At 49.2% G+C, this 24,031-nt stretch carries 19 protein-coding genes and 1 pseudogene; 12 read left to right on the plus strand and 8 right to left on the minus strand.

Annotation, left to right across the window (positions count from 1 at the left end; all coding sequences use genetic code 11):
- Nucleotides 1-6: 6 nt before the first annotated feature.
- The 3 genes from SD10_RS00915 to SD10_RS00925 all read left to right on the plus strand — a co-directional run bounded on the left by SD10_RS00915 (nt 7) and on the right by SD10_RS00925 (nt 2,701).
- A complete protein-coding gene (locus SD10_RS00915) occupies nt 7-699 on the plus strand; it encodes an aspartate/glutamate racemase family protein (protein ID WP_046375258.1) in 693 nt (230 codons plus the stop codon).
- Nucleotides 700-1,211: 512 nt separating this feature from the next.
- The gene (locus tag SD10_RS00920; RefSeq protein ID WP_046375259.1) at nt 1,212-1,802 is read left to right on the plus strand and encodes a carboxymuconolactone decarboxylase family protein; all 591 of its coding nucleotides are present in this window, start codon (nt 1,212-1,214) and stop codon (nt 1,800-1,802) included.
- Between the two features lie 44 nt (nt 1,803-1,846).
- Nucleotides 1,847-2,701 carry a sigma factor-like helix-turn-helix DNA-binding protein gene (locus SD10_RS00925; RefSeq protein WP_046375260.1) on the plus strand — a complete coding sequence of 285 codons (855 nt, stop codon included), beginning with the start codon at nt 1,847-1,849 and terminating at the stop codon, nt 2,699-2,701.
- Nucleotides 2,702-2,797: 96 nt separating this feature from the next.
- Here SD10_RS00925 and SD10_RS00930 read toward each other — a convergent pair whose 3' ends face one another.
- Complete coding sequence (locus tag SD10_RS00930; RefSeq protein ID WP_046375261.1) at nt 2,798-4,066, minus strand: hypothetical protein; 1,269 nt, start codon at nt 4,064-4,066, stop codon at nt 2,798-2,800.
- 135 nt (nt 4,067-4,201) lie between these two features.
- On the opposite strand from SD10_RS00930, the gene SD10_RS00935 reads away from it, so the two are divergent.
- From SD10_RS00935 to SD10_RS00945, 3 genes are all read left to right on the plus strand, one after another.
- Complete coding sequence (locus SD10_RS00935) at nt 4,202-5,395, plus strand: putative Ig domain-containing protein (RefSeq protein WP_046375262.1); 1,194 nt, start codon at nt 4,202-4,204, stop codon at nt 5,393-5,395.
- Nucleotides 5,396-5,670: 275 nt separating this feature from the next.
- Complete coding sequence (locus tag SD10_RS00940; RefSeq protein ID WP_148562358.1) at nt 5,671-5,913, plus strand: hypothetical protein; 243 nt, start codon at nt 5,671-5,673, stop codon at nt 5,911-5,913.
- A gap of 194 nt (nt 5,914-6,107) precedes the next feature.
- Nucleotides 6,108-6,488 (plus strand): S41 family peptidase, encoded by a 381-nt coding sequence (locus SD10_RS00945; RefSeq protein ID WP_046375264.1) that lies wholly within the window; start codon nt 6,108-6,110, stop codon nt 6,486-6,488.
- Nucleotides 6,489-6,632: 144 nt separating this feature from the next.
- Here SD10_RS00945 and uvrA read toward each other — a convergent pair whose 3' ends face one another.
- From uvrA to SD10_RS00960, 3 genes and pseudogenes are all read right to left on the minus strand, one after another.
- Nucleotides 6,633-9,212, minus strand: coding sequence for an excinuclease ABC subunit UvrA (uvrA, locus tag SD10_RS00950; protein ID WP_227699107.1), 2,580 nt, complete (start codon nt 9,210-9,212; stop codon nt 6,633-6,635).
- A gap of 277 nt (nt 9,213-9,489) precedes the next feature.
- A pseudogene (locus tag SD10_RS00955) lies at nt 9,490-9,683 on the minus strand (glutathione-dependent formaldehyde dehydrogenase); the annotation flags it as partial.
- A complete protein-coding gene (locus SD10_RS00960; RefSeq protein WP_046375266.1) occupies nt 9,683-10,861 on the minus strand; it encodes a hypothetical protein in 1,179 nt (392 codons plus the stop codon). The gene SD10_RS00960 and the pseudogene SD10_RS00955, both read right to left, overlap by 1 nt.
- A 146-nt stretch (nt 10,862-11,007) precedes the next feature.
- On the opposite strand from SD10_RS00960, the gene SD10_RS00965 reads away from it, so the two are divergent.
- Entirely contained in the window at nt 11,008-11,724 is a 717-nt protein-coding gene (locus tag SD10_RS00965) for a DUF5020 family protein (RefSeq protein ID WP_046375267.1), read from the plus strand.
- Nucleotides 11,725-12,170: 446 nt separating this feature from the next.
- On the opposite strand, the gene SD10_RS00970 is transcribed toward SD10_RS00965, so the two are convergent.
- Nucleotides 12,171-13,013: an alpha/beta hydrolase gene (locus SD10_RS00970; RefSeq protein ID WP_046375268.1), complete on the minus strand. Its 843-nt coding sequence runs from the start codon at nt 13,011-13,013 to the stop codon at nt 12,171-12,173.
- A 288-nt stretch (nt 13,014-13,301) separates the two neighbouring features.
- Between SD10_RS00970 and SD10_RS30410 the strand changes: the two genes are divergently transcribed.
- Entirely contained in the window at nt 13,302-13,400 is a 99-nt protein-coding gene (locus SD10_RS30410; RefSeq protein WP_394330482.1) for a hypothetical protein, read from the plus strand.
- 89 nt (nt 13,401-13,489) lie between these two features.
- On the opposite strand, the gene SD10_RS00975 is transcribed toward SD10_RS30410, so the two are convergent.
- A complete protein-coding gene (locus SD10_RS00975) occupies nt 13,490-14,371 on the minus strand; it encodes a DUF5694 domain-containing protein (RefSeq protein ID WP_046375269.1) in 882 nt (293 codons plus the stop codon).
- Between the two features lie 330 nt (nt 14,372-14,701).
- Here SD10_RS00975 and SD10_RS28505 point away from each other — a divergent pair, with 330 nt between their 5' ends.
- The 4 genes from SD10_RS28505 (at nt 14,702) to SD10_RS00995 (ending at nt 22,360) form a co-directional block, all read left to right on the plus strand.
- On the plus strand, nt 14,702-18,649 hold the full coding sequence (locus SD10_RS28505) for a PAS domain S-box protein (protein ID WP_052731031.1): 3,948 nt from the start codon (nt 14,702-14,704) through the stop codon (nt 18,647-18,649).
- 170 nt (nt 18,650-18,819) lie between these two features.
- A complete protein-coding gene (locus tag SD10_RS00985; protein ID WP_046375270.1) occupies nt 18,820-19,395 on the plus strand; it encodes a cupin domain-containing protein in 576 nt (191 codons plus the stop codon).
- Nucleotides 19,396-20,677: 1,282 nt separating this feature from the next.
- Nucleotides 20,678-21,418, plus strand: coding sequence for an SDR family oxidoreductase (locus SD10_RS00990; protein ID WP_046375271.1), 741 nt, complete (start codon nt 20,678-20,680; stop codon nt 21,416-21,418).
- 27 nt (nt 21,419-21,445) lie between these two features.
- Nucleotides 21,446-22,360 (plus strand): helix-turn-helix domain-containing protein, encoded by a 915-nt coding sequence (locus SD10_RS00995; protein ID WP_046375272.1) that lies wholly within the window; start codon nt 21,446-21,448, stop codon nt 22,358-22,360.
- A 140-nt stretch (nt 22,361-22,500) separates the two neighbouring features.
- On the opposite strand, the gene SD10_RS01000 is transcribed toward SD10_RS00995, so the two are convergent.
- The gene (locus SD10_RS01000) at nt 22,501-22,911 is read right to left on the minus strand and encodes a DUF2000 domain-containing protein (RefSeq protein WP_046375273.1); all 411 of its coding nucleotides are present in this window, start codon (nt 22,909-22,911) and stop codon (nt 22,501-22,503) included.
- A 3-nt stretch (nt 22,912-22,914) separates the two neighbouring features.
- On the minus strand, nt 22,915-23,871 hold the full coding sequence (locus SD10_RS01005) for a bifunctional helix-turn-helix transcriptional regulator/GNAT family N-acetyltransferase (protein WP_046375274.1): 957 nt from the start codon (nt 23,869-23,871) through the stop codon (nt 22,915-22,917).
- Nucleotides 23,872-24,031: the final 160 nt, after the last annotated feature.

The following is a 24,031-nucleotide window of genomic DNA, read 5'->3' on the forward strand; positions in this document are numbered from 1 at the left end:
TAACGTATGAAAACAGTAGGACTAATTGGTGGGCTTAGTTGGTATGCCACATCCGTTTACTATACAACACTCAATCAACTCACCAATCAACGGCTTGGCAACGCCCATTCCTCTCAACTCCTTCTGTTTTCGGTGGACTTTGAAGAAGTCAGACTACTACAAGAAGCGGGCGATTGGGACGCCATTGAAAAGATGTTGTCAGGGATTGCCATCCAACTTGAGAATACAGGTGCTGACTGCATTGTACTGTGCGCCAACACCGTTCACTTAGTTGCTGACACGATTAGCCAGAAAATAAACATTCCTTTGCTGCACAGTGCCGAGGAAACAGCCAAAGAACTTGTTCGCCAAAAAATTAATAAGGTTGCTCTTTTGGGAACAAAATTTACCATGGAACACCCTTTTTTTAGCAGTCGTCTTTCACAGTTTGGGATTAACACCATTTTGCCCGACGAAGCGGATAAAGAGTATATTCATGCTTCAATTTTTAACGAGTTGACAAAAGGCCTTTTCAACGACGACACAAAACACAGATATATCGAAATTATTGACAAACTAAAAGGTAGGGGAGCCGAGGGAATTGTCTTTGGCAGCGCTGAATTGTCCATACTGCTTAAACCAACAGATTGCAGTCTGCCAATTTTTGATACCATTGCCATCCATTGTCAAGCAGCGGTTGATTTTGCCCTATCCAAATGACGGTCGCGCAGCCGCCAACATGGGGGTTTATGCTCGTGGCACGGGTTTGTTCATTAGACTTACCCGGAATGAGTAATTCAGACTTCCGGCGACTAACCGTCCGTCCCGTATTAAGAAAGCAGCTCAACTGGCCAAGTGTATATAGGCACTAGCGTTGGGCCACCACCTGGAGAGGCTGGGTGAATACAACCGCCATTAACCCTCAGTCACGGAGTGAGCTCCCCAAATTGAGACCGAGGAGCGCTCGTGTAGATGTTCATAGTCTAACCGGACCTTTTATAAGAGACTACTTAAGACGGAAGGGAATCCCCTATAAACCAACTGAATAGAAATATAGCCGGTCAAAACTATACTTTCAATTATTCCAAAAGATAAGAATCTTCGGAGGGTATATTCGCTTTTTTCAGTCACTGTCTTTATAAAAGTCAATGGAGCCCAGAGGCTAATAAAAACTAGGTCCGTCTTGTCACAAAACCACTAGTATCCGGTCTTAGCTTAAAACGCTAATACAAATGGATACTCCGTTTCTGACGCCCATTGAAAAGCCTAAAAGCTTACTCTGGAAACTGCTCTACTTTTTCACCCGTAAACGTTTCGGTAAGGTTATTACCCCGCTGAAAGTTATGGCCGTCCGGCTCCCAGTTGCCTTTGGCTCGTTTTCCGGCAAAATCGGCCAGCTCGACAAAAAGCTCAAACTGCCGGCTGAAACGGTCATGCTCGTGCGAGAGCGGGTGGCCCAACTGAATGTATGCCTTTTCTGCATCGATATTGGCCGAGCTTATACCATCATGGCTGCCATGAATCAGGCTAAGTTTGATGCTCTGTCTGACTACGCTCGCAGCCCACTCTTTTCGGAAAAGGAAAAGGTGTTGCTCGATTTTGTTACCCGGCTCACCCGGGACCGCCAGATGGAAGCCGAGTTGTTTGACAAACTGGCCCAGCATTACGACGAACGCTCAATCTGCGAGATTGTCTGGATTATTGCCTCCGAATTTTACTATAACATAGGTAATATTGGCCTCAATATTCACTCCGACATGATCTGCGATATAGCGCAGAAGAAAGTTATTGCCGACGCTACGGAGGTAGCTGCTACAGTGTAACTAAACTAAAAGGTTAGCTTTACTACCCTTCTGTTAAACGGCTTATGGAGATCACAACCCAAATCCTTCATCTTCGTCCTTACCTGTTTGGGATTGCTTACGGTATGTTAGGTATGATCGAAGAAGCAGAAGACATCGTTCAGGACGTGTACGAAAAATGGATGTCGGTTGAGAGCGTCAAGGATCCAAAAGCTTACTTGGGACGCATGACGGTCAACAAAAGTATTGACCGGCTCCAGGAGCTAAAGAAGCAGCGGGAAAGCTACACAGGTCCCTGGCTCCCCGAACCTTATATTACGCTAGATGCAGATCAGCCTCCGACGCTCGAATACGGTCTTTTGTTCCTATTGGAACGACTCAATCCCCTTGAACGGGCGGTATTTATCCTGCGGGAAAGCTTTTCGGAGAACTACCGCAGTATTGCTGAACTCACCGGTGCAACAGCTGACAACTGTCGTCAGCTGTTGCACCGGGCGCGTGAAAAACTTGCCTGTCGAACACCTCAAGTGGTAGAGCCTGCTACTCAAGGAGCTCTTACGCAAGCGTTTCTGGTCGCTTTACAACATCAGGATCGTGCTGCGCTCAACCAGTTACTTCGATCAGATATCGAATTATTCAGTGATGGCGGAGGCAAACGTGCCGCTGGCCTCAAGCCTTTGTTTGGCCTTCAAAAGGTGCTTAAATTTTTATTAGGTGTCATGCAGTTGCCAGATAATCAGCGGAATGAGTTTATCCACCGACCAGCTTTTATCAACGGGCAACCTGGCTCCCTTATTTTTGACCAGCAAACCGGTGATCTGGACTCGATGACTTATATCGGCTGGAATGCTACCCAAATCACACGCCTTTTGTACGTGCGCAATCCTGATAAACTGCGTGTTCGGGCCAGCATGTTCTAATGCCGACTTCGATTACTGACTGTATGTATACCCACAAGGGGCATAAGAGCCCGTTTATGAGGAGCAGGGTAGGGTGGAACGCCAACAGCATAAGCTTTAAAACGCTCCAAATACCAGTTTGTCCTTCTCCTGTAATCGCACGTTTTTTACAGCCCCGGTTCCTCTAAACCAGTACGAGAGCCCAACAATATTTACAGGTTGCGCAGGAAGCATCGAGGTATATGCCACCTTCTCGTTGATTGAAATGACGAGTTTTTTGCCGTTGCTCTTACAATTCACGTGCACCCAGTTCGTGAAGTCGACACCGAAGGACGATAAATCGGTATGCTTTCCCGACACCATCCGGGTACCATCCAGCAGCGACAATTCCGACACGCACCCCTTTGCGCCAAGCGGTATGACAATCGGCATATCAGTAGTAATTAAGACAATCCACGACAGTTGGCAGGCGGCTGCCCCCTCACCATACTCACTCTTAACATCGTTGCTAAACGAGAAATTCTGGACCGACACTGGCTCAAAATTGCCAACGTTGGAAAATCGCACTAAGGGAGGCTGGGGTTGGAGTGACACATTCAGTTGTTGAATGGTCGAAGATGGCAGTCTCAGTTGCCCTGGCTCTACATATTCAGTTGGTTTGAGATAAATCGGTACCTGCCTGGTCGAAATAGTCCCCAGCCAGCCATCGGTTGGAATCAAGAGCGGATGTTGCTTCACCACCCGGTCACCAACTACCAGCTTGGCCTGGTAAAAGCCGGGTTCGTAATAAATAGATGTGTGTGTATGGCCTGCTCTACTGACAACTTCTCTTCGCCTGGGATTCCACGACTGCTGAATGTAAACCGAATCCGTTGGGGCAGCTGAGGCATCGTAGGTAAAGATCACAGAATTCGGTAGGGTGCGGGTAAGCGGTTTGCTAGCGAAACGGTACAAACCCACAGACGACGGAGTAGGGGTTCGATCAACCGCAACGAAGGTGATTAAACCCACAACGACTAGTACACCCATACCCCACCCGAACCACCACCAGTCAACACCCTTAGCTAACGACGGTTCAGCTTCCGATTCAGCCTGATTTATAGGCAAAGAACGACAGCTCTGTGCCCGAACAAATTCGCGCCAGTCGGTATGGCCGGCAAACCGGGCCAACGTGTTCAGCGTCGTATGACTTGGTACGTGTCCGTAATCGACTCGCCCCCAAATACGCCGGAGCGTACTGGCACTGAGTGAAATGCCCGTTTCGTCAAGAACCCGTTGCTGTAGCTGCTCAAAATCGGCGCTGGTCCAGGAATCACTCGTTCCCCAATTGAGTTTCTGCTCAATTAATTGTTTGCATTGGCGCAAATCAAGGTTCTCTGAAGTCATTGCTAATCAATGTGATACAACATGAAAAATCTTGAACGACAAATGAATTGCCCAGCCAGTGCCTTTGCCGCTACGTTTACAGGAAATTAAGCAAAATAAAGCAAACAGTAGCCGTATGGCTTATTCTAATGACGCATGAAAAAGGTGATTTTTCTGACCATTCTTTTGAGCACGCCCGGTAAACTTATAGGTCAAACGGCTAAGTCTACTTTTTGGACTAGTGCCAATGCCTATTTTGGGCAAACTCCTCCCTCCGAATTACCTCAACCCTTTGCGCCTGCCATGCTGGTTGATTCGGGGATTGTTATGGGGTCAGTCGTGTTTTCTAAAAATGGCCGGGAGTTTTATTATGGCTATGCACAAAGCTGGACTAGCCGGGTTAACTCAGGCATCAAGAAACGAGTGTTCGACGGCCATCGTTGGAGCCAACCGATTCTGATCGCCGAAACGCTGAACAGCCCTACTCTTTCGCCTGACGAAAACATCCTCTATGCTGGAGGGCGGGCCAGCCAGGTATGGCGTGCTCTGAAAACGAATGGGGACTGGCACACCCCAGTTGTATGGCTTGGTAAACCGTATGGCCTCTATAATTTTAAACCGACCAATAGTGGTGTTTTTTACGTAGGCAGTAATGGTCATCAGGGAAGTAAAGCTGATTTTACAACCTATGACATCTGCACGTTGACTATGTCAAAAACAGACACCGTTATACAAAGCCTGGGTATTCCCGTAAACACAAATGGGTTCGAAGGCGACTTTTATATTGCGCCCGACGAGTCTTATCTCATCTTGAGCGCCAACGAAACGCCCACGTTTGACAGCGAGTTATACATCAGCTTTCGAAAGGCGGACAAAACCTGGACTAATCCAAAAAGTCTTGGTCCCGCAATCAATGATGGCCTGGCCCATCGGTTTGGGCAGACCGTTACCCCTGACAATAAGTACCTGATTTATACAAAGGGGACGAGCGAAAAAGATTGTAAGCTGTATTGGATACGGTTTGATCGCTTGTTGAAGCGTTTGAAACAGACCAACTACGCCCCTTACCTGAAAAAGTCCCTGACGAATCAGGTAGTAAGGGTCGGAAAAGACTTTGTTTTGACTATCCCAGCCGATGCGTTCGTTGACGATGACACTCAAGAGCGGCTGACCTACCGGCTGGAGATGGCCGATAGCACCCCCTTGCCCAGTTGGTTGCACCTTGACTCAGTCAAAAAAACAGTTTCGGGCAAACCTACTACAACAGGTACCTATCTGCTCCAGCTTCGGGTGACCGATTCCGCTGGTGAAACCGCTATCGGCACTTTTACGCTCGCGGTTAACCCATGAATAAAGGCTCTATCCTCAACCCCCTTTAATCAGAGCTGACATTGCCCGAAAATTTAACGTTGTTGAACGGCTAATACCCAAGTATACGTTTCGAAACTACTTAACAGCCCCTTTTAAGAAGTTAAAGAAAGGGAAAACATGCTGGAGAAATAGAAAGAAGCCCGTTCTATAACCGGCTTGCGGCTTTTTCTTCTGCTGAGTAACCGTTCGACATGCGCTCAACGGACAGCAGGCAAGTTTGTTGAGATGAAGGATTCCTGCCCTATAAACTATGCATGATGAAAAGAAGTAGTTGTTTACTCGGCTGGCTGCTGAGCTTTGCTGTCAACGCCCAGCAGCAGGCCCAACTGCCCCGGCTTACGGCCGCAGAACGGCAATCGGTGATCGATACCCTCATTGCCAAAGTCAACAGTCTATATATCTATGAAGATGTAGCCCAGAAAATGACCGCATCCATCCGCCAGCATCAAAAACATCACGGCTATGACACCATTAGCCAGCGAACAGTCCTGGGCTAAAGGCTGACTGCAGATCTTCATGCCATCAATAAAGACGGACATCTGAGCGTAGGCTATACCCCACTCCGGTCGGGAGACGAAAACCCGAGGCACCCTCGGAAGAAACGGTCAATGCCTTTCGCCAAACCTGGGCACGCAGCAATTTCAATCTCAAAAAGGTCGAAATCCTGGTGGGTAATATTGGCCTGTTGTAGATGGATACTTTTTTTTCAGTAGAGTGGACTAAAGACCTGGTTCAGTCATCCATGACGTTTCTGGCCAACACCGATGCTATAAGTATTGATATTCGCAGGAACCATGGGTTTTCTGATGGTGGCTATTTGATTGCCAGCTATTTCTTTACTGACCCAGTCCAGTGGAATGATAGCTATGATCGTGATGCCAGGACGATGCGTCAAACTTGGACAATGCCGGTTGTTCCTGGCCCAAAGCTAGCCAATAAGGACTTGTACATAACTGTTAGCAAGGATTACTTTTCCGCATCTGAAGAATTCGCCTATAATCTGCAGGCACTGGGCCGGGCCAAAGTAATCGGTGAAGTGACAGGGGCGCGTACATCCTACCAGGCTTTATAAAATTGGTACCTATTTTTTAGCGGCCATTCCCTTTGCTTACAGTGTGAACCCAATTAGACATACGGACTGGGAAAGGGGGGCAGCCTGATGTGGGCGCTCCGGCTGATCCTTTACCTGGGCGCTCCTGCTATCCACCGCCAGCCTCTACAGATACGGCTTTAAATACGGACCGGTTCGGCTACCGGGCTGTTGAACCACTTCCATCGGAGGTCCCTGAGCCACCACCTGACCACCTTCATCGCCCGCGCCCGGACCCATGTCGATCACCCAATCGCTGGCCCGAACGACTCGCATGTTATGCTCCACCACAATGACGGTATTACCCCCCGTCACCAGCTTGCGTAGCTGCCCCAGGAGCTTGTCCACATCAGCCGGATGAAGACCGGTGGTGGGTTCATCGAGGATATAAAGCGTAGAGCCGTTGGCGGTGCGTTGCAATTCGGTCGCCAGCTTGATCCGTTGGGCTTCTCCGCCGGATAACTCCGTGGCAGGCTGGCCCAGCCGCAGATACCCTAGTCCCACTTCGCCCAGTGTCCTCAGCGAACGCAAAACCGCCGGTTCTGTCTGAAAAAAAGCGAGCGCTTCATCAACCGTGAGAGCCAGCACGTCAGCAATGGTTTTGCCCCGGTATCGAACCGCTAGGGTCTGGTCATTGTAGCGGGCACCGTGGCAAACCGGGCAGGGTTTATAAACACTGGGCAGAAACAAAAGCTCGACCATCACAAACCCTTCTCCCTGGCAGTTTGGACATCGGCCTTTCGCCACGTTGAACGAAAACTGGCCGGCATCGTAGCCGCGCTCGCGGGCCATCGGCGTGGCGGCAAACAGTTTTCGAACGGTGTCAAAAAGGCCCGTATAGGTCGCCATGTTGGAGCGGGGCGTACGGCCAATGGGCTTCTGATCGACCCGGACCAGGCGCTTGATTTGCTCCAGGCCGCTGATGACTTGACCGCCTGTCGTGACGGGTCTTTCCTCCTGCATCGTATCTCCTTCTTCCTCATCGATCAATGACTGCCCCAGATGGGCCGCCACGAGCTCGACTAGCACCTGGCTAATCAGGCTGGACTTGCCTGACCCCGACACGCCGGTCACCGCTGTCAGCACGCCTAGGGGAATGGCTACATCCAACGCCTGTAAGTTATTGCGGCTTACCCCGGCCAACTGAAGCCAGTCCGACGGGCGAAGGGGGGGCGCTAAGGTGTCTTTTTCCGAATCAAACAAATAGGGTCGGGTCTGCGATGCGTTAACGCTGGCTAAGCCCGCCGGTGGGCCACTGTACAGAATCTGCCCCCCTTGCTCACCAGCCCCCGGCCCGACATCGACCAGCCAATCGGCCTGTCGGATTACATCCAGGTTATGCTCCACAACGAACAGGGAATTACCAGCCTGTTTCAAACCCGCCAGCGCAGAAAGCAGCGCTTCGGTGTCGGAAGGGTGCAGGCCCGCCGAAGGCTCATCCAGCACGTACACCACCCCAAACAGATTCGAGTACAACTGCGTGGCCAGCCGCAGTCGTTGCAGTTCACCCGGCGATAGCGTCGGTGTACTCCGTTCCAGGGACAGATACCCCAACCCCAGTTGCAGCAATACCTGGAGACGGGCTTCCAGATCGGTAGTGATTCGGCGAATTACTTCCGTCCGCTCGGGCTGGGATTCATTCGGGTCATTGGTATAGGGTTGAAGCAGCGTCGCTAGGTTCTTAAGGGGTAATTCGGAAAGTTCCGTGATATCCAGTCCTGCAAAGGTGACGCTCAGCGATTCAGGTCGCAACCGTTTCCCGTGGCAGGTTGGGCAACGGGTTTGGAGCATAAAGGCTGATACCCGTTTTTTCATCAACTGACTTTGCGTATTGGCGAACGTATGCAGCACGTGCCGCCGGGCGCTGCTAAAGGTGCCCATGTAATCGGGCGGTTCTTTTCGTTGAATGGCCCGGCGGGTTTGCTCGGGGGTATATCCGGGATATACTGGAACAACGGGTTGCTCCTCGGTGAATAAAATCCAGTCGCGTTGCTTTCGGGGAAGCTCCCGCCAGGGCTTGTCGACATCGTAGCCCAGCGACACCAGGATATCGCGCAGGTTCTGACCGCCCCAGGCTAGCGGCCAGGCCGCTACTGCCCGCTCCCGGATAGTGAGCGAAGGGTCGGGCACCATCGATGCCTCGGTAACCTCGTAGAGGCTGCCCAGCCCGTGACAGGTCGGGCAGGCCCCTTCAGTCGTATTGGCGGAAAAGGATTCGGCGTACAGGATTCCCTGCCCCGGCGGGTAATCTCCGGCCCGCGAATACAGCATCCGCACCAGATTGCTGAGCGTCGTGACACTACCTACCGACGAGCGGATGGTTGGCGTACCTCGTTGCTGTTGCAGGGCCACGGCAGGGGGTAAGCCTTCGATGGCGTCGACTTCGGGTACCGCCATCTGGTTGAAGAGTCGCCGGGTGTAGGGCGAAACCGACTCCAGGTAACGGCGTTGCGCTTCGGCGTACAGCGTACCGAACGCCAGGGATGATTTGCCGGAACCGGAGATGCCCGTAAACACCACCAAGGCATCCCGGGGAATGGCCACCTCGATATTTTTGAGATTGTGCTGCCGGGCTCCGCGTACGCGGATGAAGCCCTGCTGATCCAGTTCAGACGGAGAGTTCACTTGGTTTGTGAGTAACTTTTTCTTGGTAACCGCTGCTGGTTCGTCGTTGTTAGATTGTGAACCAAGTTTCTGATTCGGCATACGGTTTACCCAATTGCCAAACAAGTCAGAACCTATAGGCTTCGTCATTTCGCACCGGCAAGCCAGTCGGGTCGGGAACCCGCTCATACGTTACAGGCAGTGTTCCACCAACCGTCGATCAGATTCGCTCCATATCGCCCCACTGAGGCCTGAAGGTGGTGTTGGCGAAAGACCCGCGTAACGCCCGGTCGCTCCACCGAATGAAAGACCTCGATGTCGATGGGCTGCTGGTGCGTGATTATTTCCTTGGGATTGATGCTACTGCTTATGATGTGATCCGGAAGTTGTAGGCCTCGGCGAAGGAAGACTTATGGGCAAACTCCAGGCGGTAGTCGACGTGGTCGGTCACAATGACCCGGGCCACCATCAGACTCACTGGGCCAGCGCCAACCACCACTACGGTATCCCCTTCTGAATACCGCCCTGCTCGGCAGTCTGGTAGCCCGTCGGCACCACGTCCGTCAGCAGGATTACTCACACCACTGATCGTCCAGTCGAAAATAACGGACATGAACGGGCCTGACTTCCGTGGAGTCGACAAACCCTTTGAGCGCAAACAAACCGATGTATTTTGGATGCATGCCAAACTCATAGGTTGTAATTTCCTTGAAAGAAAAGTTGTCGACCGGGCTGACAGCGTATAAAACACGAAAACGTTTACCCCGCTTCTCCAGCCGAAACGCCAGGTTTTTTAGATTAGTCCTGGCGATCTGTCGAGCCTTGTCGTTGGCTAGCGAGAATAGGGGTTGATGAATGAACTCTTCCAGATTTTTATCCCCTATGCCGTTGGAAGCAATGGCCTGAATAAGGATTTCGCCAGGTTGTCTGTAACCCCCGAAATAGTCATTATAAGAAAGCGACAGCCGAATACTTTTCCTCCTAAACAGGGTGTCTTCCATCAACAATAGCCCTGCTTGTTGCCAGTTGCCATTAGGTGCGAAATCTCCGAAATGGACTTCCGTCCGGAAGCAATCAGACGGAAGTTGATGCAACAGCAGATTTTGAATGCGTGGTGTTTCTCCTGTTTTGGGCCAGTTATCTCCTTCAAGTGTGAATAACGTTAGACAACCCGATTGGTCAGCCCTGCGACGCCAATATTGCTTATTTTCAGCCTGTAAAAACCAGCCCTGTTGAGCTAGATAGGTTTCTTCCATGCGATGAAAATCTTCCTGAATTGTCAAATCAGCGGGCCGCCTTAAAAATAAAAAGCCGCCGATGAGTACCCCTAGAAAAAGAATGGCTAGCAACGCTTTCCAAGTCCAGGTAGCCTTGTGAGCATTGGGTCTGCTTAAGTCAGCCTTAGCGGGAAGGCCTGCCTGCTCACGATACAGGAACCAGTACGGGAAATGGGCTTCCGTTTTCTTTCGTTCAGCTTCAGTCGTTGGGGGTGCCTTTAGCACATAGCGAGCTAATGTGTCAAGGGTAGCAACGGAAGGATTTTCCTGTTTCTCCGGTGTGGGGTTAAGCACAAACGCGGCATAATTTTTTATGCTTCGCCAGCCGATAACCAGTCCGGTACTTTCGTTTATTTCGGTGCTCAGGTGCTTACTTTCCGGCTCAGAAAGTGGGCTGTTTAATGGATGGCCAAAGCACTTTATGACAACCGCCTTGACAAGATTGGCAAATGCTTTACGGTCAATTTCATCCATAAAGTCGGGTGTATTTTAAGGCGAGTTGGATCGAGCGCCCCTATCGTCAGTTGTTAACTAAAATTCACAATTCCGCCACAATTCCGCTACAATTCAGGCCCTTTTACAATCGCCGACGAAATTTTGCTCTCTAAAAATCGTCGCTCATGAAAACAGGTCTGCTTCTTATCTTTTGGGTTATGGCTTTTGGGACGAAGGCCCAGCAACTTCAATTTCATTACGATTTTCGGCACTCGCTTGATCCCGAATTGACTCAAACTAATTTCGCATCCATTACCTTCGAGTATTTTAAGGGAAACGATTCGACGGGTTCTTTCTTATTTAAGATGCAAACCGACTTGTCGAGCGAAAATAGTAATGTAGGACAGGTTTTCCTGCAAGTCAGTAAGAATATCCGCTATTGGAAGCCAAAAGTGGAACTGGCAATGACATACAGTGGTGGTTTGGGTATTTCTCCGCCATCGTTTGGGTATTCGATCACGAATACGGTTGGTCTTGGCGCGGCCTATCCCTTTACCTGGAAAGGTGGCTGGTTCACGACGAGTCTGGTCTGTCGTACGAGTTTGTTCTCCAGGCCAAGTTACGATCCCCAATTCACCTTCTATTTTGGCCGAGGATTTTTCAACTACCGGCTACTGGTGGCTGGTAGTCTGGTCGCCTGGAGTGAAAACCGCAATCAGGGAACTCCGTCGACAAAAGAGCTGATGGGGAAAAAAGTTGCGTTTTTCGGCGATCCACAATGCTGGCTGAAACTCACTAAATCGCTGTCCATCGGTTCGCGAGTCAACCTGTTTTATCATACACTTACGACTAAAAATCACCTGCAAATTTATCCTACCCTGGGGCTAAAGACTCAGTTTTGACAAAGCAGGAATTTGGGTTGCCCTTGATAGAAGATTGACATCGAGTACACGGTTCTTGTTCTATCTTGCCGGTACCATAGGTTCATTTTAGGGTGAGTCTATGGGTGTGGATAGAAAGAGAAAGCCTGCCCTAAGCTTAAGGCAGGCTTTTTATGCCTAGTCGAGGGAGTGGATGGCTGAGTGGGCACAGGTTATAAAAACGAGTGGAGTAAACAGCAGCCATAGGCTACCAACTATGTTGTACAGCTAGTAAAATTGAAAGTCGTTTAAAGGCACTCCTGTTTGAGATGGAGAAACGGTCTTCGAATCTGCAATGGGACTTACCATGAAATAGACGGCTACTTATACTTTTTTTGCTGTACTTTATCAGGCGGCAAACAACACAATTAGTAGCTTGACTATCCTTCCAGGACTGGTTTTTTCTTATTCCAGCTGTGGTCTTTTTATCAACTTACCTTTTCAGTTAACCAAGCCAATATATCGCCCATGACAATTTCTTTGTCTAAATCATTGAGCAAGTCATGGTAATGCCCTTCATACAACTTCAGGGTTTTGTCGACTGATGAGGCATGGTCATAGAAATACTGGCTTCCGCTAGGTTTGGTGGCTTTGTCAGCCGTCCCATGAAGAATCAGCAAGGGGAGGTGAATAGCCGACATGTCTGTCTTGAGCCGTTCGTCAGCCAGCGATAATTGCTGTACGGTTTTGGTCGGTTGCACTTCGTTGGCAATCAATGGGTCAGCGTTCATAAACTCAACGACCGCCTGATCGCGGGAAAAATCTTCATTGTTCAACCGCAGCACGTGGGCATGCGGAAACAGATGGCTTAGCCCTTTGAGGACTGCAACGGCAAAATCAGGGGCTGGCACCTGGAAAGCGAAGCTTTCACAGACGAACCCGTTGAGCTTATCTTGATGCTCCAGGACATAGATGGATGATAAAACGCCACCTGCGCTATGGCCCAGGAGAAAAGTTGGTAGGCCAGGATGGGTGGATTGGGCAAGGTCAACCAGCTTATCCAGTTCGTTAACAAACTGTTGATAGTCGGCAATGTAGTACCGTTCGCCATCGGAGTTTCCGCGGCCTGGAAAATCAATGGCATACACCTCAAAATTCTGAGCCGTTAACTGTTGAGCAGGCCATTGAAAATAACCACTATGGGAATTGAAGCCGTGTGCAAAAACGAGGATCGCTTTAGGAAGATTGACGGCCTTCCAGTGCTTGTAAGCTACTTTCAATCCCTCTTCTGAGAGGAAAAATTCGGGTTGATGTTGGGTGGATGTTTGCATAGGTTTCTTTTCTGATACTTAGTGGATTGTTAAGAAGCGTAAATTTTTTAGTTGAGTCGCTTGCCAGGGAGGCATAAAATTCTTCGATTCAGCCTGATAAAGTTAGCCAGTCGTCAGCTATTCTTAGCGGTATAAATCGACGAAAAAACGGTAAGTTCAGCGTTTTTTTGCCTAGAATTTTATTATAAAGTGAAGCGATTCGCTCCCAGGTGTCAGCGAGTTGCCATAACTTGACCATCCCATGGTGACTCAAAAGGAAATCCTAACTTAAGGGTAACGGGACTAATCCTGTTAGCCCATAACAACCTAGACCGAGTGATTGGTACGTGCCTTAAATACCCCGATAGCTTTTGGCATACGCATTTAGGTACGAAACAAATCCTCTGATTCAGCCAGTAGTTAGCAGGTCACTACGCATTTATTCTCCGCCGAAGCTCCATCAGGTGAGAAGAACAGCCCCAAGTTTAATGGGTCACTCATTTTAAGTAGCCCAATGTGTCTGCAAGGTCAAATTCAGGACTAGCTTTGAGTAGATGTTTCAAAATATACAGATGGGTATTGCCATACAACACCAGGATACGGTCCGATGGGCTAGTTACTAGCCGCTGTATATTTGAGTAAATACGGAGGTTTCGATTATAGTACCGGGAGATGAATTGATCGGCGCCAATCGGTTCTCGGTTGGTCCCCTTCTTTGTGGTGATCAGCCACCGTCCAATGCTACGCGCCTGGGTGTCCTCTTCGTTCAAAAAGCGCAAATAGTCGCCCACCGTTGACTGATATTTTAAAGAATCCTGCAGTTTCGAATAGGTAGTGTACTGCTTGTCCCAATAGATGAAGGTAGTATCGGATTGGCGTTCGTATTTGGTAAACATAGTCAAGGAGTCCGCCGGACTGAAGCGAATACGAAAAGGCTGAGCATCAATAGGGAAAAGCTCGCTATGGCCTAACCGTTCGGCGAGTTTGAAACCGATTTGATAGAGTTCATCATCAACCCTGACTAGCTTATCCCCCTGAAATTTCCCCTTTCGGTAGGCGCTATAAACAGAGTCTATGTAATTCTTTGAGTTTGGCGATGCCTCAATGGCAATTTTCGTGGGTTTGAAGCGGGCAATCTGGTTGATGACTTCCTCCACCTGGGCTTGCCGGGTTGGGCTCAGGATATTTACCCGCAGATCAGCTGGCGTGGTGTTGGCATCAACTTGTTCCCCAGCAAAATGAAATGTACCAAGCAGCAATACCTGGGGCTTGGGAGAAGCCTGCTTAAATAAGGCGTCAATCTGTTTGCGGAAGGGAGTGGTTTGGGCCAGGGTTGAATGAGTCAACAGAAACGCTACCAGCAAGTAGACTAATCTCATAATAGCTATTGATATTGATACGAGACAAGGACGCTGTTTAGGGCGCAACGTTGCTTGCCGCGGAGCCTATACTCTACGCTGGGTTTAGGAAAGCGACATACTTCTGGAAAAACAATTCTTGATGGAGGGCTTACCTCCGCGATTTCTTATAAAAACGCTCTTACCTGCAACAAAGTCGATTCCTCGGTTCTTAAATAGGGCGTTTCGAGAGGCAAGATGATAGGAAGCTACTCAAGGAGACCGGTAGCTAATTCATTAAACAAAAAAGTTTAACATAGGGTCTTGGTCTTCTATTTTTTAGTTACTAAGAAGCACCCGGCTTCTTAGTAAATGAACAACATTCCACCAAAGGCTTCATCTTCCTCAAACGGTGACCAACGGTTCGACGAACTACTTGAGACTCAGAAGCTGCTCAGAGCGACACTGGACGCTTCTATGGATATGATTCAGGTCTTCCAGGCTATTCGTAATGAGCAGGGCGACATTGTTGATTTCACCTGGATACTCAATAATTATGCGGCCGAAAAAATTTATGGCGATGTGTTGGGCAAAAGCCTGTTGCAACGCCAACCGGGTGTGGTGGAAGAAGGCATTTTTGACGCCTTTAAACACGTGGTGGAAACCGGCCGGCCTCAGCAGTATGAAAAGCAGTATGTGCACGAGCAGTTTGATGGCTGGTTTCATCAATCATTAGTGAAGTTGAATGATGGGGTGGCCACCACAACGGCCGATATCACCTCCCGCAAAAAAGCCGAACAGCAGCTTCAGCAGAATCAGGCATTGTTGCAGTCGGTGATCGATAGCAGTCTGGATGTGATTCAGGTCTACCAGGCCGTGCGGGATGAGCAGGGGCAGATCCAGGACTTCTTCTGGGTGATGAACAACCAGAAAGCCGTTATCCAAAATGGTGATGTTATCGGCAAAAGCCTGCTGACACAGAACCCCGGTATAGTACCGACGGGCATTTTTGCCCGCATGGTCGAAGTGGCTCAGACCGGCGTCCCCTTCGAGGGGGAACAGTACTATGCCCAGGAGCAGTTTAATGGCTGGTTCTACCAGGCACTGGTCAAAACCGACGATGGGGTAGCGATGACCACGCGCAATATCACACCCCAGAAGCAAGCCCAAACCGAACTGATTCGGCTCAAGGAAGAACTAGCCCAAACCGCGACCGATAAATACCTAACCCTTTTTAATTCCATTTACCAGGGGTTTGCTCTCTGTCAGCTGATTCGGGACTCAAAGGGCCAGGGTGTAGACTACCGTATTCTGGAACTCAATCCCGCCTTTGAGAAGCAAACCGGCATCAGCCTGCAAAGCCAGTTGGGGCGCACGGCCCGGGAAGCGTTTCCGACACTTGATTGGTGGTGGAGTGAAACCTACACGAGACTGGTGGATAGCCGGGAGCCAATGTCCTTCGAACACTATTTCAGGGAGGTTGAGCGCTGGTACGAAATCGGGGCCTACCCCATGCAGGGCGACCAGTTTGCCGTTTTATACAATGACATCACCGACCGCAGGAACACTGAGCAGCAGCAGGCGTTCCTGCTCAAGTTCTCCGACACGCTGCGAACAGAGACAACAGCCGATGCCGTTGCGAAGCGGGCTATCCAACTGCTCATCGAGCAACTTGGACTCGACCGTAGTTACATTGTAACATACTATATAGACGAAGACCGGGCCGACCTGGACTATCAGATCGGCAACGACAGCGTGCCGCCTTTATCCGACCATTTTGTCTTGTCCCACTACCCTGAAGCGTTTAAAACCATATTTGAAAAGACAGTCGTCATTGAAGACGACTTTGAGCGACAAGGCTTGTCAGACGGAGAGAAGCACAACAGCCAAAAGCTGGGCATGCGTACCCTGGTAGCCGCGACATTACGCAAAGAGAACAAACCGCTCTGGTCCATGGTCGCCAGCTCGGCCCTGCCTCGCCGGTGGACGAAAGGCGAGATAGTTTTGGTCGAAGAAGTGGCCGAACGTACCTGGGCAGCTCTGGAACGAGCCAAAGTCGAAGAAGCCCTGCGCGATTCGCAAAAGCGCTTTGAGTCGATTGCCAATCTGGTGCCCGACCTGCTTTGGGACAGCGAACCGGCTGGGGCCACCACCTGGTACAACCAGCGTTGGCTGGACTATACCGGGCAGCGGTTCGACCAGGCCATCGGCTGGGGCTGGATAGATGCCATTCACCCCGATGACCGGGCCGCGTCGTTCAGACACTACAACGAGGCCGTGGAAGCTGGCCAGTCGTTGCAGCAGGCGCACCGGATTCGGCGCCACGACGGCGTGTATCGTTGGTTTGTCGTCAGTGCCTCACCGCTTAAGGATAAGGCCGGTGAGGTGGTCAAGATGTATGGTGCAGCCACCGACATTCACGAGAGCAAACTAGCCCAGGAAGCCTTACAGGAATCCGAAAAACGGTTGAGGCTAGCTATCGAAGCCACCGAACTAGCCACCTGGGAGTGGCACCTGGACACCAACCAAGTATACTGGAACGAACAGCACTTCCGACTCTTTGGCATGGCGCCCCAGCCCAACCCCATCAGCACGGATGAGTTTATGCGCCACGTTCACCCCCGTGAACAAGTCAGGGTCAGCCAACTGCTGGAGCGGGCCATTGCCGAGCGGGGCGTCTATGATACAGAGTTCTGCGCCGTGCGGGAGGATGGAACCCAGCGTTGGATAAGCAGCTACGGGCGTATCACCGAAGAGCGCGACGGCCAGCCCATTCGTATGAGTGGAGTAATGTTCGATGTGGATGAGCGTCGGCGGGTCCAGGACGCCTTACTGGCCAGTGAGCAGAGATTTCGTACCCTTTCCGACGCGGCCCCCGCCCTGATCTGGCAGAATGATGAGCAAGGCAATAACCAATTCATCAACCAGCGCTTCATTGAGTTTGTAGGCCTGTCGCCCCAGCAGATTGAAGGGGTTGGCTGGCATTCAATTATCCATCCCGACGATCAACAAGATTACATCGCTGATTACTTGAGCGCCGTTCGCGAGCAGCGAGGCTGGCGCAATACGAACCGTCTTCGGCGCGCCGACGGCGAGTGGCGCTGGTTCGAGAATTACGCCCAGCCGCTCTACGAACCGAATGGCCAATTTGCGGGCCATGTCGGCGCGAGCGTGGATATCACGCAACACCAACAACAGCAAGACGCTCTGCTGAAAGCGGACCAGCGCAAAGATGAATTTCTGGCCATGCTGGCTCACGAACTGCGCAATCCCATGTCTACCCTTCGTTCGGGCTTACAAATCCTGGAACTCACCACAGGGGAAGATGACATAAGTCGCTCGACGGTAACGATGATGAACCGGCAAACAGACCATCTGGTGCGCATGGTGGATGACCTGCTGGACGTGAGCCGTATCAGTCGGGATAAAATTGAGCTTAAACGAGAGCGGGTGAATCTAGTGGATTTGGTGCATCAGGCCGCTGACTCGATGCGTCCTCTGTATCAAGAGCAGGGAAAGCGCTTGCAAGTTGAACTGCCCCAGGCGCCAGTCTACCTGGAAGGCGATGCGACCCGATTAACGCAAGTGGTGACCAATTTGCTAACCAATGGCCTGCGCTATACCGGTGAGCAGGGTCAGGTGTGGCTCAGTCTGACGTCTAATTATAAAGAGGCCATTCTTCAAGTGAGAGACAACGGTATTGGTTTAGTGAAGGATCAGCTATCAGCTATTTTTGAACTGTTTGTGCAGGTCGACAACTCGATCGCTCGCTCGAAAGGGGGCTTAGGCCTGGGCCTAACGTTGGTCAAGCGATTAGTCGAGATGCATGGCGGCCGGGTGGAGGCTCAAAGCGGAGGGTTAGGAAAAGGCAGCCTCTTCACGGTTCATCTACCGACACTGCCTGCTGCCGAACCAAAAGCTAAACCTACTCAACCAGATACGGCCTCAACACCATTACACCGTATTTTGATCATTGATGATAACGCGGATGCGGCTCGGATGCTGGCCATGCTGCTGAAGCTGAAAGGCTATGAAGCCCATAGTCGAACCAGTGGACGAGCCGGTCTCGAAGCTGGTGAGCAGTTACAGCCAGCGGCTATTCTGCTGGATATTGGTATGCCTGACCTGGATGGGTATGCCACCTGTCAGCTAATCCGGGAGCAGGCCTGGGGTGGAGCGGTAGTGATTGCCTTGACGGGTTATGGTCAGCAGGAAGACCGGCAGCGAACCAGGGAAGCGGGCTTCGATGGCCATCTGGTGAAGCCAGTGGATTTTAGGGAACTGCTAAAATTGCTCACGAACTTGCTCGGCGAAGATTAGATCAGAGCTGGATCGGCCTAAGTCATAAATGCTCTTTAAAGCAGAATTGGTTGGCGTAATGCCATTTATGCCGCTGTATTGACCACTGGCTAAACAGCTTGCCAAAGGTGTTGCAACTACTCGTTTATTCGTGGGAATGATGCAATCTTGATAATAAAGCCTCAACGACTATGCAACGAAATAGCTTCCTGAAAGCCGGTTTGGCAACCGCTACCTTTCTGGCCTCCCCTTTCTTGTGGGCTGCGGACACCCTAAAAAACTACCGCGTTGACAAAGGGTTTAAAGTCGATGCCGGGAAAGACCGATTTAATCATGCCATCTCTCTTTTTGATGGCGATACCTTTATGACGAAGGTATCCACGAAAGACACCAATGGGGATATGTACGTGTATGAATCCAGTCGTATTAAAGAAGGAGGACCAGCACTTCACACCCATTTTGATCAGGATGAAATGTGGTATGTGCTGGAAGGAGAATTTTTAATTAAAGTGGGTGATGTAATCCACCAGGCGAAGGCGGGTGATACGGTGTTTGGCCCGCGAAACGTACCTCATTGTTTTGCCAAGATAGGTTCTGGTGATGGCCGATTATTGATGACTTTCCAGCCAGCGGGTAAAATGGAAGCGTTTTTCCAAAAGGTAAGCGAAGGTGCGCTCAAGACGATGAGCGAAGCCGAGCAGGACAAGTTTCGGGAGGATCATGGATTTAAGCGAGTCGGTCCTCCCATCAATCAATTAAAAAAGTAGCATTGATGGCTAGTAAGGCTCAATAATTGTACATTATTGACCTCTTTTGCGACCCGCTATGAAGTTCTGTTTTTATGCTAACATATATTTATAGTGCCTTATCAGGAATGTAGTCTATTAGCATGTAAAAGTTAATGTGCTTTTTATTTCTGCAAACCGCTTAAAACATCTTTCCTACTTTTATAAATAGGCCGTCTAAATCCGACTATACTGATAACTCGTACACGCCATAGAAACGTGTCGGCCACTAACTACATAAAACGCCCTGTTTATCAAGAGATAGCCAATAAATACCAGGCAGAAGTTATTTTCGATAGCCACATTATGTAATCTCTTTTTGTTAACTCACGCATAGAAAGCGGAGTCTGCGACGCGGTTACTATTCTAGATTTGAGACAAAGCCTTGAGTAATATAAACCTGTCATAGACTCCTTCATCGTAGAAAAAAGTAAAATGCCTAGTTAATTCAAGCAGCGTTTAGCCATTTTACTTTTCAAAGACGTATTGTGTAGGTGCCGTTATATTACTCTTTTGACTTGACTATCTTTATAAGCCAGCTTAATCCTAAAAAACCAATTATGGCACCGGAGTAAGATACAACTATGTTTGTCACACGGCTACCTGATGGGCTAGCATGGCCTGTTACGAATAGTATTCCTCCGACAAATACGATTAGTAAGGCTACTATAAGGCGAGCAGTTCTTGTAAGCTTCATAAAAGGAGGTGAGACGAATTTGTCGCCTAATCTGCTCAATGTTAATCTGACCTTCTATAAAGCATCTACTGAACGGTCAATAAAAGATTAATTTGAAAAATAAACCGCTATATTTTCTACATCTCTAAAAATGGGTCAATACGTTAAACAATTTCTTGGCTAGCTAGTTTTACTCTTATATTTCGCTCGAAGTAGTCTTAGATGCACTTAAAACGCAGCCCTAGGCCTGCACACAGAGTGAAAAGAAAGCCAGGTGACTTCGTGTTGTCTGGCTTTTGCTTTTCCCTACGTAGGGGTTCACTCGCAACTAACAGGCCTGATCTACGGGTAGGCCCTTACCATAATATCGGCCTTTTCGCTCTCCTTTCTAACATACAGTCCAGCCTGATCTTAGGGATTCTGTAAGGCATATGCTCAAATAAGACGAAGCGGCTTTGTCTCCTCTTTGTAAACCTAGTTTTATAAGGTATGTAAATCAGTTTCTGCATAGCTAACTACAACATATACCGATCTGACTACTTTTTACCCATGATGGATTGAGACCTTTGCATAAACAAATTGACGGGTATGCAAAAGCAAGTTTCAGATAAAGTAATTGCCATTACGGGTGCAGGAAGCGGCATTGGCAAGGCCATCGCTATAGAGTTGGCTAAGTACGGAGCCAGAGTGGTAATAGGCTCCCGCACCGAAGCGTCATTGACCGAAGTGGCCCAACTAATCAAAGACTCGGGTGGTGAAGTAGTGCAGGTGGTAACTGATGTAAAGAAAAAGCAAGACTTGCTTCAGTTGGTTGATGCCGCGGTAAACACCTATGGTAGGCTGGATGTGATGATCAATAATGCGGGGGTTGCGCACATAAGCCGTATCGATGAACTGGAGGTGGACCAATGGGACGACATGATTGACAGTAACCTGAAAGGGGTCTTGTATGGCATGGCAGCAGCTATTCCTGTTTTCAAAAAGCAACAGGCCGGTCACATTATCAATATTGTCTCCACCTCGGGCCTGAAGATTGTGCCAACCCAGGGCGTTTATGCAGGCACCAAAAATGCCGTGCGAACTCTAACCGAAGCATTTAGGCAAGAATCGGATGGGACCATTCGCATCACTGGTATATCTCCGGGGTATGTCAAAACAAACCTGGTCAATACCGTGAAAGATGAAGAAAAACGCCAACAGGTGCTACAGGCCATGGAGCGATTAGGGTTAGCGCCGGTCGCCGTGGCTAATGCCGTTATTTATGCAATCAGTCAGCCCGTGGATATCGAAGTGGGCGACATCGTCATCCGGCCCTCAGCACAAGATTAAATTGGGAACGATTCCGTTATACCGCACATGAAAGAAAGTGAAATAACCTACCATTTTAACAGTATCTCTCAACTGATGAAGCATGCGGGACACCCTCCGCCATTGCATCCGTTGGTTGCGCTCATCGATTATGGCAAGACTCCGTTTGAGGTTTTAAAGAAGGGGGAGAAAATCATACTTGATTTCTATAAAGTCTCCTTTAAAAAGAGCTTTAAGGGAAGGGTGAGATACGGGCAACGCTATTATGATTTTGATGAAGGAGGGCTCGCTTTTTTAAAGCCGAACCAGGTTGTTTTTACCCCTGATGATGGAAGCAATTATGAAGGCTATGCGTTCTATTTTCATCCCGATTTTATTCGGCACTACCCTTTAGGCAGGGCCATCAACCGATATGGTTTTTTCTCCTACGCCGTTGACGAAGCCCTTTTTTTATCAGCTAAGGAAAAAGAAATCATCAGTCATCTGTTTTATGCCATACAAAGCGAGTTAGACACGAATATCGATGCCTTCAGTCAGGATGTACTGGTATCGCAGATCGAAGTGTTGCTCAACTACAGCCTTCGCTTTTACAATCGCCAGTTTCTAACTCGTAAAACGGTTAATCACGATATCATCTCTTCATTGGACAACGTATTGACTCAGTACTTTGAGAAGAGTCAAGGCCAGCAAACCGGTTTACCATCGGTGCAGTACATCAGCTTACAGCTCAATGTATCCGCTCGTTATCTGAGCGACATGCTGCGTTCGCTAACGGGACAGACCACTCAGCAGTATATTCAACAAGCGGTTATCGAAAGGTCGAAAGATTTGTTGAGTACTAGTTCACTCTCCATTGCCGAAATCGCTTATCAGCTTGGCTTTGAGCACCCGCAGTCATTCAGCAAGCTATTTAAAAGCAAGACTAACCTCTCTCCCTTAGCATTCAGAGCAACTTTCAACTAACTCAACCTGAGGCAGACTCGTATAAGGGCTGCACGAGCCATATAACGAACCGGACCATTAGAAGAAGTTACTGGTTAACCAGAGTCAAGTTAAGTTAAGTTAAAACGTTGCTGAATTCGTTCGTAGCGGCTTGCGCACGTTTAGTCGTGAAATTTTAACCCGTCTAACGCCTTGTCTACTTTCTTATTCTCTCCGTAGATGATGATACCAGCCAGGTCCAGCTCATTAACTCTGTGACGGGCTATTTCCTGCACATTCTCCTGGCCCGACTTCGTCCCAAAAAGCGGGTTGGTGTAAATGCCGATAGCGAGCTCTCGGTCTCTGGCTCGTTGAAAAGCCCGTTGCAGCTTTTCCGATGTATCGGCTTTGTAAACCAGAATTGGATGCTTCATAAAAGGTAAGAATTCAACCTGATCCGAAGTAATAAAGGCTTCTCCGTGTGTTTCCGGGAACTGGATAGCGATGCTGCTGGCCAAAAACGAAACCACGTTCAATTTTTGCCAGGCCAGTAGATCGTCCTTAATGATAATGGCCACTTTCTGATCGTACATTGCTTACTGAGTGAGAGTTAATTCCATTTGAATGTTGCAGCGTTGGTAAGGCGTAGGACGGCCGACCACTTTTTGAAAACCAAGCTTATAGTACAGGTTGATAGCGGGGGTAAGCCGGGTATTGCTTTCCAGATAAATCCGGGAAGCACCCACTTCCCGGGCTGCCTCGATGGCGGCTTCACCAAGCCGCTTACCAATACTTTTCCCTTGTGCTTTTGGCGAGACGGCCATTTTGGCCAGCTCAAAATCATAGACAGGGTCATCCATTTTGATTAAAGCGCAGACCCCCACCGGTTCATTTCGGTATAAGGCGACGAAAATCTGACCGCCCTTGTCCAGTATATGCGCTTTGGGGTTGTCCAGGGCTTTGTAATCCGACTCCTCCATAGTGAAATAGGCCGAAATCCATTCCTCATTAAGGGATTTGAACTGGGCCTGATAGTGCTCCTGATACGGAACGATTTGAATGTGTTCACCTTCTCTAAGCTTTTTCTGCTCTTGAACCCGTTCAGGCAATGATTTCTGATCCAGCAGAAACTCCCATTCCACCAGAGCCTCCCATAGATTATGCGTGGCTTCCTGAATGATTCCATCGATTGCCTTATCGACATCAGCAGCTTGCCATTTTACCCTTTCGGCTAAATCAGTTCCCTGCTGGGTCAACCCGACAAGGTTTCTGCGTTTGTCCTTCGATGTCAGATTGGCTTTTATGATCCCTGCTGCTTCCATTTCCTTTATGATTTTCGTCACTGAGGGTTGGGAATGGCCGATTTCATCCGCTAGTTCAGATACTGCTTTTTCGCCATCGTTGGCCAGGACAAAAAACACGGGAAACCACTTGGGCGAAAACGCTACGTTATAGAGTGCATATATCTTGGCCGCATCCTCCGTAATACGCATGGTGAAAAGGCGTAATCGGCTTCCTAAGGCCATTTTGCCGGTCCTTTCGAAAATTTTCATAACCTATTATATAACTGGTTATGTAAATGTAGTAAACGCATCCGTTATCCGCAAGATCAACGATATTAAACCATCTTTGACGAGTAAGTAAAAAACAGGATCTGTCCTGATACCGATCCATTTTTACAACCGCTTCATCCAATATCGCAGGGTGATGCCT

It is taken from the genome of Spirosoma radiotolerans (assembly GCF_000974425.1).
Lineage (GTDB): Bacteria > Bacteroidota > Bacteroidia > Cytophagales > Spirosomataceae > Spirosoma > Spirosoma radiotolerans.